Origin of the sequence: Desulfovibrio desulfuricans (assembly GCF_004801255.1) — a bacterium.
GTDB classification, from domain to species: Bacteria; Desulfobacterota; Desulfovibrionia; order Desulfovibrionales; family Desulfovibrionaceae; genus Desulfovibrio; species Desulfovibrio desulfuricans_C.
In genome coordinates this window covers 313,887-327,674 of record NZ_CP036295.1, presented here as the reverse complement: position 1 = coordinate 327,674, position 13,788 = coordinate 313,887, and the positions used below count along the sequence as shown (strand labels likewise).

Genomic DNA, 13,788 nt, shown 5'->3' with positions numbered 1-13,788 from the left:
GTAGTTTACAGAATTTATATACTTTTATCGGCTGGTGTTTACAGAGCTTCATAAAATTTCAGTACACCGCATCGGTGCGGATAGCGAGGAGGAAAAATGCTGACAAAAGAGGACGTTCGCACGCATATCGCTTCATTTATCGGTGAAAAGAATATGCTCACCAAGCAGGAAGACCTCGTTTGTTACACGTACAACGCGGGAGGGGCAGCCCCTTCAGCCTTTCTGCCCATGCTGATCGCACTGCCCGGCACTGCCGAGGAAGTTGGCAAGATTGTCGGCTTCTGCAACCAAAACAAAATCAGCGTTGTCGCGCGATCGCAGGGAAGCGGCCTGAGCGTAAACGCCATCCCTGAGAGCGACAACTCCATCATCCTTTCCATGCAGCGCATGAATTCCATCAACATTGAGCCCGAAACCCTGATGGCGGTTGTCGGCCCTGGCGCTATCACCGCCGACATCAAAAAAGCGGCCGCTGCGCACGACCTCATGTACCCCCCGGACCCTGCCAGTTTTACGTTTTCTTCCATTGGCGGAAACGTCGCCACGGACGCGGGCGGCCTGCAGTGCGTCAAGTACGGCACCACCAAGAGTTACGTTACGGGCTTGCAGGTCGTGCTGGCCTCAGGCGAGATCATCCGCGCGGGCGGCAAGTGCATCAAGGACGTGACAGGCTACAATCTGACCCAGCTTTTCACTGGTTCTGAGGGTACGCTTGGCGTCATTACCGAGATCACCCTCAAGCTCATCCCCCTGCCGCAGGCCAAACGCGCCATGCGCGTCGCCTTCAACAACATCGAAAACGCCGCCAAGGCCGTGTCGGCCATCATGACCAGCGGCGTGGTGCCCTCCATCATGGAGTTTCAGGAGCAGACCCTGATCCGCGCGGTGGAAGATTACACCCACGCGGGCTTGCCGGTAGATGCTGGGGCCATGCTGCTGATCGAGGTGGACGGCGACGTCTCTACCCTCAAGCCGCAGGTGGAAGCTATCCGCCAGGTTTGCGAGCAGCTGGGCATGGTGGACTTTCACGTGGCCGAAACCGCCGAAGAGGCGGAGCAACTGTGGGTTGCCCGCCGGTCGGGCCTGCCCGCTCTGGCGCGCGTGGCCAAAGGCCGTTTGGGCGGCGACCCCGCAGTGCCCATCAACAAGCTTGCCCTGGCTGTGCACACCCTGTTTGAAGTGGGCAAAAAGTACGGCATCAAGGTGAGCTGTCAGGGGCATGCTGGCGACGGCAACATCCACCCGCACTTCTTCTTTAACTCGGATGAAGAAAAGAAGACCGCCGCCAAGGCACGCTCGGAATTCCATTACGAAATCATCAAGATGGGCGGAACAGTCTCTGCCGAGCACGGCGTGGGTCGCGAAAAAGCGCCCTATATCACCAAGCAGCTGGGTGAAGCGCAGGTCGGGGCCATGCGGGCCATCAAAAAAGCCCTTGATCCCAACAACATCCTGAATCCCGGCTGCATCTTCGGAGGCCAGGCATGAGCAAGTCTCTGGACGAGTTGAAAGCAGCTGCCCTCAAATGCACCCGGTGCGGCCAATGTCTTACCATTTGCCCTGTCTACGGCAAAACCCACGAAGAATCCAACTCTTCGCGCGGCAAGCTATTTTTGCTGCGTTCACTGGCAGACGGCACGGTCAAGCCCACCAAGGCGCTCATGGAGCTGGCGGCGCGCTGTACCCTGTGCATGCGCTGCAAGGCCATCTGCCCTTCAGGCGTCAATACCACCGACCTCATCATGGCCCTGCGCCGCAAGATGAAGGAAGAAGGCCAGCTGCCTGCGGCTAAAGCCATTGCCTTCAAGGCGGTCACCAAGGGGCGGCTGTTTGACATGGCCATGTCGCACGGCAGGCCGTTTCAGTCCATGCTGTTTAAGAACACCGAAAATGGCGCGGGCAAGGTTTCGCGCATCCCCATCCCCGCTGCCGGCCTGAACCTGCGCCGCGTTGTTCCGGCGCTGGCCGACAAGCCCCTGCGCAAGATAGTACCCGCAATCAGCACGCCCCACGGCGCAACCCGGGCGCGGGTGGCGTTTTTCCCCGGCTGTATGCTCAGCTATGTGTACGTCAACGCGGGCAAAGCCCTTATCGACGTGCTGGTGACCAACGGCGTGGAAGTGCACCTGCTGGACAATCTGCAGTGCTGCGGCACGCCCCTGTTTTCGTCCGGCGATTTTGACGGTGCGGCCCTGCTGGCCGAAAACAACGTACGCATACTCTCCCGTGGCAGCTTTGACGCGGTAATTACCGGCTGCGCCACATGCGGCTCGGCGCTCAGCAAGGAATACGGCGAGGTGCTGCAGGACAGCAGCGCCCTCTCGGCCTGGCAGGGATTCAAGGACAAGGTTTTTGACTTCTCCGACTTTCTGCTCAAGCTCGGCCCGGTTCCTTACGTGCAAAACATCCCTCTCAAGGCGACCTACCACGACGCCTGCCATCTGGTGCGCGGCATGGGCGTTTCCAAACAACCACGCTGTCTTATCCGCGCCATTCCGGGGCTGCGCTTTGAAGAGATGAGCCGCCCCGATGTCTGCTGCGGCTGCGCGGGCACGTTCAGCGCCACGCACTACGACCTGTCGCAGCAGATACTGGCAGATAAAACCAGCGACATCCTGGCCACCGGCGCAGACATTGTGGCCACGGGCTGCTCGGCCTGCAAGATGCAGATCATCGACGGGCTGAGCCACCGCGGGTCAAACGTGCGCGTACTGCATACGGCTGAGCTGCTCGCCAAGGCATACGGACTTTAACCCCCAGGCCGTGCCGTTAAGACGGCACGGCGGCCCCCGCGGGCGTGCGCCGCTGTGGATTGAGCCATCTGCACAGCAAGCATGCCCGCGGGGGGTGATGCCCATGTCAGCCGCCGCAGCCAGGTCAACAACCACCAGTTATTCAAAAAGCTTTTGAGCGCGAACTGCGGCCAGGACGAACGTTAAAAAACATGCCAACAACGTTAACTTTTGCAACGCCACAAGATTCGTGGCGTGCGCCACAGCGCCGCACTGTAAAAAAAAGTCAGCGGTTTAAGCATGATACAAAACTGCGCAGCATGGCATGTTACTTGCTATCAGCATACTGCAAATATTGAATTTATATACTTTATATATTCATCATTTGCACAAAAAATATTTGTATTTGCCACGCAATAACATGACTACACCATCAATTAACAGCAAAAAATGCGGTAGCTCACAATAATGTTACCGCAAGTAGCGCGCAAAAACATCTTTTACATGGCAGAAATGATAATTGGTGGCACTACAACGGAAACGAGGTTTATAAAAGCAATGAAAAAACAGAGCAAGCTCATCCAGGGTAACGCTGCCATAGCACAAGGCGCGTTTTACGCCGGAGCACGGTTCTACGCTGGGTACCCCATCACGCCTTCGTCCGAAATAGCTGAAATAGCCTCGCGCGAATTGCCCAAGCTTGGGGGCGTGTTCATGCAGATGGAAGACGAGCTGGCGAGCATGGGCGCCATTGTGGGCTCGTCGCTGGCTGGCGTTAAGGCGTTTACGGCCACCAGCGGGCCCGGATTTTCGCTTATGCAGGAAAACCTGGGCATGGCGACCATGGGCGAAGTGCCCGTGGTGGTGATTAACGTGCAGCGGTCTGGCCCGTCCACAGGCCTTGCCACCAAACCGGCCCAGTCCGACATCATGCAGCTGCGCTGGGGACGCCATGGCGACCAGGAAGTCATCGCCCTTACCCCCGCCTCAGTGCAGGAATGTTTTGACCTCACGGTCAAAGCCTTCAACCTGTCCGAAAAATACCGCGTACCGGTCATCATGGCCCCTGAAGAAGTCTGCGGCCACATGCGCGAAAACCTCGTCATCCCCGAACCGGGCGAGGTCGAGGTGGTTGAGCGGACCAAGCCGGGCTGCGCCCCCGCCGACTATAAGCCCTTTTGCTTTGACGAAGGGGCCGTTGCCCCTCTGGCCAGCTATGGCAGCGAATACGTGTTTCACGTCACGAGCTCCATGCACGGCGAAAACGGCTTTAGCTGCAATACGCCCGAAAATGCAGGCCGCAGGGTCGCCCAGCTGCACACCAAGCTTGCCAGGGGGCGGGATGAAATAGTCATGACCCGCTATTTTGGCGAAAAAGACTGCGAGACCCTCATTGTCACCTCGGGCGTGGTAACCCGCGCCGCCCGCAGCGTTGCGCGCGAGGCCAATGCCAGCGGCGGCAAGGTGGGCGTTCTGCAGCTGCAGACCTTGTGGCCCTTTGCCGATGCCGAAGTGCGCGAAGCCTCGCGCAAGGCCAAGCGCGTCATTGTTGCCGAAATGAACTACTCCGGCCAGCTGGCAGGAGAAGTGAAAAAGTATGTGCCGGATCCGTCGCTGGTTGTAGGGGTTAACAGCTATAACGGCAGCATCATGACCCCCGCCCAGATTGCAGCCGCCTTGAAGTAAAGGAGAATTATAATGGCACAGGCTATTTCACGCTCGCTTCTCAATAAAGCGGCGCTGCCCCTCATGTGGTGTGCGGGCTGCGGCAACGGCATTGTTTTAAATGCGCTTTTGTGCGCCATGGACGAGCTGAATTTCAAAAAGGAAGAAGTGCTCATCGTCACCGGCATCGGCTGCTGGGGCAAGGCTGACGATTACATCATGGCCAACGCCCTGCATGTGACCCATGGCCGCGCCCTCACCTACGCCACCGGCGCCAAGGCGGCCAATCCCAAGCTCAACGTCATTGTGCTTATGGGCGACGGCGACGGCACCACCATCGGCGGCAACCACCTTATCCATACGGCCCGCCGCAACATGGATCTTACCGCCATCATCGTAAACAACCTGAACTACGGCATGACCGGCGGCCAGTATTCGGCAACCACGCCCAGCGGGGCTATCACCAGCACGTCCATTGGCGGCAACCCCGAGCGCGGCTTTGACGTATGCGACCTGGTGCGCGCGGCTGGGGCCAACTTTGTGGCCCGCGAATCGGTCACCAGCGGCATGCGCCTCAAAAACCGCATTGTCGCGGGCATCCAGAAAAAGGGCTTCTCGCTCATCGAGGCCATGAGCCCCTGCTCAACGCTGTTCGGCCCCCGCAACAAGATGAAGCAGCCGGTGGACATGCTGCGCAATCTCAAGGAAAAAGCCGTTTCGCAGGCCAAGTTTGACTCCATCGAAAACGCCGCCGAGCTTGGCTATTTTGTCACCGGCGTCATTGCCGACAAGGACGTTCACGATTTCAACACTCGCTACGAGGCCGAGCGCGCGGCGATCATGGCCGCCAAGGGAGGAAAGTAGCATGGCCCATTATGAATTTCTCATGGCGGGCACCGGCGGACAGGGCCTTGTGTTTTGCGCATCATTCCTGGCCGAGGCTGCCATCAAGGACGGCAAAAACGTGGTGCAGACCCAGTCGTACGGCATCTCGCAGCGCGGCGGCTTTATCAGCGCCGAAGTGCTGATGGATGAGGAAGAAATCCTTTTTCAGCAGGCCGTAAAACCCAACCTGATCATCGCGCTGAACGAGGTTGTGGGCACGCGGTACGACAATGCCGTCTCCCCGGTTGTTTACGACACCTCGCTCATGAAGCCCCGCCAGATGAAAAACTGGATCGGCATACCCATGACCGAAATCGCCCACGAGCTTGGCGCTCCCAAGTCGGCCAACCTTGCCGGGCTTGGCGCGGCCATGGCCCTGACCGGCGCCCTGCCGCTGGAGGTGCTGCTGGGCATCGCCGAGCGCAAGGGCAAACCCGATGTGGCCAAGATTAACATGGAAGTGATCAGGCGGGGTGCTGCCGCTGCCGAAGCCGCCCGGGGAGGAAACAGATGAGCGAGGAAAAGAAAAACTTTGAAGTTCAGGTGGATGCCGTGCTTTGCAAGGGCTGCGGCTACTGCAAAGAGCTTTGCCCAAAGTCTGTCTATGACTTCGGCTCCGAATACAACGCGGCGGGCTATCTCTATATGACCGCCGTCAATGCGCAGGCATGCATTGGCTGCCGCACCTGCATGATGGTCTGCCCCGACTTTGCTGTTGAGGTTCTGGAAAAGTAATCGGCCGGAGTCAGCCATGAAATACAAAAGTTTTGATGAGCTTGAAGCGGCCGTTATGGGCAAGGCCCGCAAGTGCAAGGTAGCCGTGGTGGAAGCCGCGGACGAGCATGTGCTGGAGGCCGTACGCCACGCTGCCGAGGTGGGGCTGGTTGAGCCGCTGCTTTTTGGCAAGCGGCAGGAGATCGCCGCCAAGCTGGAGGCGGTGGGCCTCAAGGGCGACGCCTACCCCATCGTCGAAACAGGTTCGCCGCAGGAGTCAGCCACAGGTGCCGGTCTGGCGGTCAAAAATGGACAGGCCGACTTTATCCTCAAGGGGCTGATCCAGACTGGCGTGCTGCTCAAGGGTCTGTTCAAGGAAGAAACCGGCTTTCGCACCGGGCGGCTTATCTCGCACATGAACATTGTGCAGGTTGCCACCTATCCCAAGCTGCTGGCCCTGTGCGACGCGGCCATCAACATCGCGCCGTCGCTTGAACAAAAGCGCGACATTATTCAAAACGCGGTGGATGCCCTTGCACGCATGGGCATCGACAACCCCAAGGTGGCGGTGCTGGCATCTGCCGAGACCGTCAACGAAAAAATGCCCGAGAGCGTGGACGCCGCCGCCCTGAAGGAAATGAACAAAAAGGGCCAGATCACCGGCTGCCTGCTTGAAGGCCCCATATCCTACGATCTGGCGGTATGCGCAGAGTCGGCGGCCACCAAGGGATACGACAGCCCCGTTGCGGGCGATGCCGACCTTTTGGTGTGCCCCAACATCGTCACCGCCAACGTGCTCATAAAATGCCTGCGGCATACGGCCAACGCCCTGACCGCCGGCATTGTGGTGGGCGGCAGGGTTCCTGTTGTTCTCAATTCACGCGCGGCCAGCGCCGAAGACAAATTCAGGACCATGGTTCTGGCGGCCTCCGCAGCTGGCTAACCGCTGGCTGCAAGGCTCCATGGGCCTATGCCGCACGTGCCCTTTTACTCGCAGCCGCCGGGCTGTCGCGCCGCATGACTTTTTCCGCTGCGGCGCGGCGGCCGACAACAGCGAGAGCATTACAATTTGCCCATAAGGATATGACATGGCGGATACCAACTACACCATTCTTTCCATAAACCCCGGTTCCACCTCGACGCGCATTGCCGTTTACCGCAACGAGTCCCTTTTGTTTCAAAAAAAGGTGGATCACCCGGCGGAATCCCTGCGCGTGTTCGAAAGCAACGTGGCCCAGTTTCCCATCCGTCTGGATGCGATTCTGAAAGCGCTGAAAGAAGAAAACTTCGACCTGCGCCAGCTTTCGGCTGTGGCCGGGCGCGGCGGCAAGCTGCCCCCCCTGCAGCAGGGCGCGTACATTGTTGACGAGGGCATGCTGGACTTTTTACGGCACAGGCCCATCGACGACCACGCGTCAAACCTTGGGGCCCTGCTGGCGCACGAGATTGCCAAACCCCTCAACATCCCTTCGTATATCTATGACGCTGTCGTCATGGACCAGATGGAAGACATCGCCAAGCTCTCCGGCCTGCCCGAAATCAGGCGCAAGGCCTCGTGCCACGCCCTCAACATGCGCGCCATGGCCATCAAGGCCGCAACCAGCAAGGGCTGGAAGCTGGCGGATAAAAACATCATCGTCAGCCACATGGGAGCGGGCATCAGCGCCACTGTCATACACAAGGGGCGCATGGTCGACGTCATCACCGACGAGGAGGGCCCCTACTCGCCCGAACGCTCTGGCGGCCTCCCCAACAGGCAGCTTGTAGACCTGTGCTTTTCCGGCAAGTTTGACCGTCTGTCCGCCACCAAGCGTACGCGCGGTCAGGGCGGCCTGATGGCCTACCTCGGCACCAACAACGCACTTGAAGTCGAGCAGCGCATTGCCCAGGGCGACGAAAAAGCCCGCCTTGTCTACGACGGCATGACCTATCAGGTGGCAAAGCACATTGCGTCGCTGGCGGCGGTTATCAACGGACAGGTGGATATTGTCGTCCTTACCGGCGCGCTCGCCAATTCCTCTTACATCATCGACCGGGTTGTTCCCCGCATACAGTTTCTGGGCGAAGTTATGGTTCTGCCCGGTGAAAATGAGCTGGAAGCGCTGGCCTACGGTATTTTGCGCGTGCTGCGCAAGGAAGAAGGCTTCCATACCTTTCACGAATAGCCCAGTGCCGTTCCCACCACACTGCCTGGCCCCATCCCTACCATCCAGGCAGACCCTCGGGGGCAGGAACCCATACCTGCCTGCCCCTGGGGGTGGTGAGAGCCGTCTGCGCAGAGGTCGCGGCGTCAGGCGCTGCAACAATTAACCTGCGTGTTAACATACTTAGCGCACACAATGCGCAAGCGGGCACAACAGCCCGTAGCCAGTTGAAAACAAAAGGATTTTTTTACAGCAAGAATGGCATAGGAATTGCTGTAGACGGTATCAATAGTAGCACGCCGAGGCAGGCGTTGCAGAAATCGCAGGCGATTGATGCTGGATTGTCGGTTACGTTCGGTATGCCACATGCGTGAGGGCAGCAAAGGCGTTATTACGTTTATTTTTATGTGACGCTCAACATATCAAGTACGACATTTACGTTGGGTAAATAGCGCCTCCTTTGCCCCTTTTGGCTTGCTCCGGGGCTTTTGACTATCGGCACAAAGTTTTGCGCCCTGAAGCCGTACCATTTTTTACACAAAGGAAGTGTCATGGCTGAGACAGCTGCAGGAAACAAAGGGAACCTGGTCAAGAATATCCGCCTTGCAGGGGCTATTCTATCCATCATCCTTGGCGTCTGGGTTGCGCTGCAATCACCGCCCGAAGGTCTGAACGCCAACACCATGGTTGCCCTTGGCATTACCGTGTGGGCCGTGGGCTGGTGGATTACAGAGATCGTGCCGGAATTTGTCACCGGCCTGATGATGTGCGTCTTGTGGTCGGCCTTCAAGTGCGTACCCTTCAAAACGGCTTTCGCCACTTTTTCCACCTCCGGCTGGTGGATTATGGTCGGTGCGTTCGCTCTGGGCGCTGTTGCCGGTAAAACAGGCCTTTTAAAGCGCATCTCGCTGTGGGTGCTCAAACTTTTTCCCGCCAGTTTTTCCGGTCAGGTCTGGGGCTTGCTGGGATCGGGCACGGTTATCGGCCCCCTTATCCCCAGCATGAACGCCAAGGCCACGCTTTCTTCGCCCATCGCCATGGGCATCAGCGACGAGCTGGGCATTGAGCGCAAAACCAACGCCGCCAACGGCCTGTTTGGCGCGTGTTATGTGGGCTTTATCCTCATGGGCCACATGTTCATGAGCGGTTCCTTCAGTCACTACGTGCTCGTGGGCATGCTGCCCGAGGCCTATCGCCACATCACCTGGCTGCAGTGGCTGTTGTGGTCGTTGCCCTACGGCGTGTGCGTTTTTTTGGGCATGGGCCTGTTCATCGTCTACAGCTACAAACCCAAAGAAAAAGTAAGCCTGCCCGCAGGCTACAGCACCGCGCAGCTTGAAAAGCTCGGACCCATGACCCGCAACGAAAAGCTTTGCATGGGCGTGCTTATCGTCACCCTGCTCATGTGGATGACCGAATCGGTGCACAAGATCTCCGCCGGTGAAGTTTCCCTTATGGCCATGTGCATACTGATGCTGCTCAAGGTCATGGACAAAAACGATTTCAAGACCGGCATCGACTGGTCGTCCGTTGTGTTTGTGGGCAGCATCCTGAACATGGCTTCGGTCATCCAGTCGCTCAAGGTTGACCGCTGGCTTGGCACCGAACTGCAGCCCCTCCTCGCCAACGTCATTTCCGAGCCCGCGCTGTTCATCGTGACCCTGGTGCTCGCCGCCTCCGTAGTCAAACTGGTTATTGTGTCGCTCACCTCCGCGTCGGCAATCTTTGTGCTTATTCTGCCGCCCATCATGATCGCCAACGGCATGAACCCCTGGATCGCCTGCATGGTCACCTTTGCCGGCAGCGACATCTGGTACCTGAGCTACATGAACTCCATTTACCTTTGCGCCCATTTCGGCACGCAGGGTAAAATGGCCAGACACGGGGCCATGATCAAACTCTCTGCGGCCTATACCGCCATATGCATTATAGGCTTCCTCGTCAGCATCCCGTACTGGAAAATGCTCGGCCTCATCAAATAACCCGGCGCAAGCGTAAGCCAGTACGCAAGCCGGTTTTCTCGCGCAGTCACGGCGCGGATTCTCTGTAATCCGGGCCGTGGCTGCGTGTCTCGGTACAGCGGCAGTCCTGGCGGCGGCAGCCAGCGGCCCGATGCAGCAAAGCGCTGCCCGCGTGCTGCGAATGGTCGGGTACCCGATCAACAGTAACCTCTATCGATGTACGATTTAACGCTGATTGTGTTTACTTTGCGTACGCGGCAGCTTATATTTTTAACATCGCCCGGCAAACCCGCCATGCGAGAATTATCAAGATGAAGAGGCTCTCCATGCTGCCTGCCAGTTTTAAACCGCGTATCCTGTGCGTCTCAATTTATGATGAAATGTCCCAGCTTGTGCGTTACTCCGCAGGGCAGTTTGGCGTCGAGGTCGATGTATTCAACGGCGGCATATACAACAGCGGGCACATCTACGCACTTGAGGTGGAAAACCGGTACGACGTCATCATCAGCCAGGCGGGCACGGCCATCGCCATCCAGCAGATGGTCAAAATACCCGTGGTGCCCATCCAGATAACCGCCACCGACATCGTCACGCCCCTGCGCGAAGCCTCAGAGCGCCACGCAAGCCTGCTCTGCATCACCTACGACAGCAATCTGAGCGTAGACATAGAATCTCTGGCCGCCTTTGCCCGGCTTAAAAATTTTCGGCAGGTCATCTACCGCAACGAGCAGGATTTCAACAGCATCATCGCCAGGCTTTCCACGGTTAAAGACGTTGCCGTTGTGGGCTTTGGCGGTTGCGTCATCGAAAAGGCCTCGCAGTACGGCCTGCCCTACTATCTTATCCGCTCCAGCAAGGACAGCATCCACCAGGCGGTGCTTTCCGCCCGCAACATTGTTGACCAGCACATCAAGGAGCGTACCCGCTCGCGCCGCCTCAACAACATCATCAACTATTCTCTAAGCGGCATCATCTCCGTCAACCGCGACAAAACCGTAGAAATCTGCAACCGCCCCGCCAAGCAGATGCTTGACCTGCACGGCAAAAAGCTTGTGGGCATGGACATCGACGCCGCCGCCAGCCCCCCGGAACTCAAGCAGATGCTCGGCAACGGCGAGTACACTGTGGACAAGGTGCTGCCGCTCAAGGGTAAAACCCTTGTGGTCAACCGCGTGCCCATCCGCGTGCGCGAGCACGACCAGGGCACCATCATCGTTTTTCAGGAACTTTCAAAAATCCAGCAGATCGAGGCTCAGGCCCGCGTGCAGCTGGCCAGCAAGGGGCTGGTCGCCAAATACAATTTTTCTGACATCATCGGCTCAAAAAACACCCTGGGCCCTGTGGTGGCCGAGGCCCAGCGCTATGCCCGCAGTACGGCCTCCATCCTTATCGAGGGCGAAACCGGCTCGGGCAAGGAGCTTTTTGCCCAGAGCATCCACAACTTCAGCGCGCGCAAAAAAGGCCCCTTTGTGGCCCTCAACTGCGCGGCCCTGCCGGAACACCTGCTGGAAAGCGAGCTTTTTGGCTACGAAGAAGGCGCTTTTACCGGCGCACGCAAGGGCGGCAAGCCGGGTATGTTTGAGCTGGCGCACCGCGGCACGCTGTTTCTTGACGAAATCAGCGAGATGAGCCTGGCCACGCAGGTACGGTTGCTGCGCACCCTGCAGGAAAAAGAAATCTTCCGCATCGGCGGCGACCGGGTCATCAACATTGATGTGCGCATCATTGCCGCCTCAAACCGGGACCTGTACGCCATGGCGCAAGAGGGCACCTTCAGACGCGACCTGTTTTTCCGGCTTAATATTTTGCCGCTGCAAATCCCCCCCCTGCGCAAACGCAAGGAGGACATCCCCGCGCTCATTGCCCATTTTATCAAAAAAAATCACCAGTCCAGGACAGACCGCAGCCCATTTTCGTTTGACAAGGAAGCGCTGACGACCCTGAACGCCCACGACTGGCCAGGCAACGTGCGCGAGCTGGAACATATTTTGGAGCGAGTCTTCACACTGTATGACGGCAACCAGAGCTTTGCCGAGCTGCTTACCGAGACCATGCGGCGGCACTGCCAGCGCCAGGGCATGGCGGGCCCCTGCCAGCCGCACGGCGACGTGCTGCAGATCCCTCGCGGCACTCTGGCCGAGATGGAGCAGTTCATTCTCGAGGCGTCGCTTGAAGAGCACGGCGGCAACAAAAAGGCGCTCGCAGACGCGCTCGGCATCAGCCGCGTAACCGTGTGGAAAAAACTCAAGGAACTTGGTGGCGATGCATAGGCCGGTAGGGGCGACGTTGCATTTCCTTTTGGATTAAAGTCTTTTTCCCTACAGTTTTTTACGTCGCAACCGATAGGTATGGGCATCTGGATCGCAAAAGCGGCCAAGGAGCGCGCCATGGACGACGTAAAGATGGGCATGAGCGTAAGCTTGAGCAGAAGCGCCCTGAACTTCCAGGCCAACATGTCTGCCGCGCTGATCAATGGAACCATTGATAAAGGCGCAGAAATGGAGCAGAACATGCGCAGTCAGGGGCTTGCAGCCGAAGGCATCGGCAACAAGCTTGACGTGCAGGCATAACGTGCTTTGCCGTGCGAAGAGGAACAGCCGTCGGGCCCTGCCCGGCGGCTGTTGCGCGTTGCAGAGCGGTAAAACTGCCGCGCCGGGGTTTTGAGGCCAGGGGCGCGTTGACAAATACACATAGAATAGTAAGGCTGTATGCGCCGGTTACCGGCCAGATACCGCCCTATTCGCACAAGGAGTTTTTGTGAAAATTCTTGTAACACCCCGCTCTTTTGGCAAAACCAATCCAGCGCTGTTTGACCGCCTGACCCAGGCCGGGCTGGAAGTGATACGCAACGACACCGGCGGCATACTTTCCGCCGAGCAGATGAAAGAAAAGCTGGCCAGCTGCGCCGGCGTGATCCTGGGTGTTGACCCCATGGACGCGACCGTGCTGGCAGCCGCCCCCGGCCTCAAGGCCATTGCCAAGTACGGCGTGGGGCTTGACAACATCGACCTTGCCGCCTGCAAGCAGCGCGGCATCGCGGTTTCGCGCACGGTGGGTGCCAACAGCAACGCCGTGGCCGACTACGCGCTGACCCTCATGCTTATGGTGGCGCGCAAGGCCGGGCTTATTGACCGCCGCTGCCGGCAACAAGATTGGGGCAAGATCACCAGCATCGACCTGTACGGCAAAACCCTTGGCATTATCGGCCTTGGGGCCATTGGCCGCTGCGTGGTCAAACGCGCCCAGGGTTTCGGCATGAAAATTCTCGCCCACGATGTGCTGTGGGACGAAGCCTGGACCGCCGCCGAAGGCGTGGAACGCGCTGATGTGGACCGCATCTGCGCCGAGGCCGATTTTATCACCCTGCACACGGTGCTGACGGACGAAACCCGCAACCTCATCAACGCCCAGCGCCTTGCCGCCATGAAAAAAACCGCCGTGCTCATTAACACCGCACGCGGCGGGCTGATTGACGAGGCCGCCCTGCTGGCCGCCCTTAAAGCAGGCAGCATCTACGGCGCAGGCCTTGACGTCTTTGAGCAAGAGCCCCCGTCAGATCCCGCATGGTACGAGCTGGACAATCTGGTGATGGGTTCGCACTGCTCGTCTTCCACTGCGGGCGCCACGGAAACCATGGGCAACATGGCTGTGGACAATCTGCTGCGCGACCTGGGGCTGTAACAGCCC

The 13,788-nt window shown here is 58.5% G+C and carries 12 protein-coding genes; all 12 read left to right on the top strand.

Annotation, left to right across the window (positions count from 1 at the left end):
• Positions 1–96: 96 nt before the first annotated feature.
• The 12 genes from DDIC_RS01280 to DDIC_RS01225 all read left to right on the top strand — a co-directional run bounded on the left by DDIC_RS01280 (position 97) and on the right by DDIC_RS01225 (position 13,782).
• Positions 97–1,488 (top strand): FAD-binding oxidoreductase, encoded by a 1,392-nt coding sequence (locus DDIC_RS01280; protein ID WP_136398773.1) that lies wholly within the window; start codon positions 97–99, stop codon positions 1,486–1,488.
• Entirely contained in the window at positions 1,485–2,753 is a 1,269-nt protein-coding gene (locus DDIC_RS01275) for a (Fe-S)-binding protein (protein ID WP_136398772.1), read from the top strand. The genes DDIC_RS01280 and DDIC_RS01275 overlap by 4 nt, the downstream gene beginning before the upstream one ends.
• Positions 2,754–3,290: 537 nt before the next feature.
• Positions 3,291–4,418, top strand: coding sequence for a 2-oxoacid:acceptor oxidoreductase subunit alpha (locus DDIC_RS01270; RefSeq protein WP_136398771.1), 1,128 nt, complete (start codon positions 3,291–3,293; stop codon positions 4,416–4,418).
• Between the two features lie 12 nt (positions 4,419–4,430).
• The gene (locus DDIC_RS01265) at positions 4,431–5,261 is read left to right on the top strand and encodes a thiamine pyrophosphate-dependent enzyme (protein WP_136398770.1); all 831 of its coding nucleotides are present in this window, start codon (positions 4,431–4,433) and stop codon (positions 5,259–5,261) included.
• A gap of 1 nt (position 5,262) precedes the next feature.
• On the top strand, positions 5,263–5,796 hold the full coding sequence (locus DDIC_RS01260) for a 2-oxoacid:acceptor oxidoreductase family protein (protein WP_136398769.1): 534 nt from the start codon (positions 5,263–5,265) through the stop codon (positions 5,794–5,796).
• The gene (locus tag DDIC_RS01255) at positions 5,793–6,017 is read left to right on the top strand and encodes a 4Fe-4S dicluster domain-containing protein (RefSeq protein ID WP_136398768.1); all 225 of its coding nucleotides are present in this window, start codon (positions 5,793–5,795) and stop codon (positions 6,015–6,017) included. The genes DDIC_RS01260 and DDIC_RS01255 overlap by 4 nt, the downstream gene beginning before the upstream one ends.
• Before the next feature lie 16 nt (positions 6,018–6,033).
• Positions 6,034–6,939: a bifunctional enoyl-CoA hydratase/phosphate acetyltransferase gene (locus DDIC_RS01250; protein ID WP_247647510.1), complete on the top strand. Its 906-nt coding sequence runs from the start codon at positions 6,034–6,036 to the stop codon at positions 6,937–6,939.
• Positions 6,940–7,084: 145 nt separating this feature from the next.
• The gene (buk, locus tag DDIC_RS01245; protein ID WP_136398766.1) at positions 7,085–8,161 is read left to right on the top strand and encodes a butyrate kinase; all 1,077 of its coding nucleotides are present in this window, start codon (positions 7,085–7,087) and stop codon (positions 8,159–8,161) included.
• 530 nt (positions 8,162–8,691) lie between these two features.
• Complete coding sequence (locus DDIC_RS01240) at positions 8,692–10,122, top strand: SLC13 family permease (RefSeq protein ID WP_136398765.1); 1,431 nt, start codon at positions 8,692–8,694, stop codon at positions 10,120–10,122.
• Positions 10,123–10,427: 305 nt separating this feature from the next.
• Entirely contained in the window at positions 10,428–12,371 is a 1,944-nt protein-coding gene (locus DDIC_RS01235; RefSeq protein ID WP_168732434.1) for a sigma 54-interacting transcriptional regulator, read from the top strand.
• Positions 12,372–12,488: 117 nt separating this feature from the next.
• Positions 12,489–12,671 (top strand): hypothetical protein, encoded by a 183-nt coding sequence (locus DDIC_RS01230; RefSeq protein WP_136398763.1) that lies wholly within the window; start codon positions 12,489–12,491, stop codon positions 12,669–12,671.
• A gap of 187 nt (positions 12,672–12,858) precedes the next feature.
• Complete coding sequence (locus tag DDIC_RS01225) at positions 12,859–13,782, top strand: phosphoglycerate dehydrogenase (protein ID WP_136398762.1); 924 nt, start codon at positions 12,859–12,861, stop codon at positions 13,780–13,782.
• The last annotated feature ends 6 nt before the right edge of the window (positions 13,783–13,788 follow it).

Coding starts and splice junctions, on each gene's coding strand:
- DDIC_RS01280 (WP_136398773.1), top strand. CDS start 97: ATGCTGACAAAAGAGGACGTTCGCACGCATATCGCTTCATTTATCGGT.
- DDIC_RS01275 (WP_136398772.1), top strand. CDS start 1,485: ATGAGCAAGTCTCTGGACGAGTTGAAAGCAGCTGCCCTCAAATGCACC.
- DDIC_RS01270 (WP_136398771.1), top strand. CDS start 3,291: ATGAAAAAACAGAGCAAGCTCATCCAGGGTAACGCTGCCATAGCACAA.
- DDIC_RS01265 (WP_136398770.1), top strand. CDS start 4,431: ATGGCACAGGCTATTTCACGCTCGCTTCTCAATAAAGCGGCGCTGCCC.
- DDIC_RS01260 (WP_136398769.1), top strand. CDS start 5,263: ATGGCCCATTATGAATTTCTCATGGCGGGCACCGGCGGACAGGGCCTT.
- DDIC_RS01255 (WP_136398768.1), top strand. CDS start 5,793: ATGAGCGAGGAAAAGAAAAACTTTGAAGTTCAGGTGGATGCCGTGCTT.
- DDIC_RS01250 (WP_247647510.1), top strand. CDS start 6,034: ATGAAATACAAAAGTTTTGATGAGCTTGAAGCGGCCGTTATGGGCAAG.
- buk (WP_136398766.1), top strand. CDS start 7,085: ATGGCGGATACCAACTACACCATTCTTTCCATAAACCCCGGTTCCACC.
- DDIC_RS01240 (WP_136398765.1), top strand. CDS start 8,692: ATGGCTGAGACAGCTGCAGGAAACAAAGGGAACCTGGTCAAGAATATC.
- DDIC_RS01235 (WP_168732434.1), top strand. CDS start 10,428: ATGCTGCCTGCCAGTTTTAAACCGCGTATCCTGTGCGTCTCAATTTAT.
- DDIC_RS01230 (WP_136398763.1), top strand. CDS start 12,489: ATGGACGACGTAAAGATGGGCATGAGCGTAAGCTTGAGCAGAAGCGCC.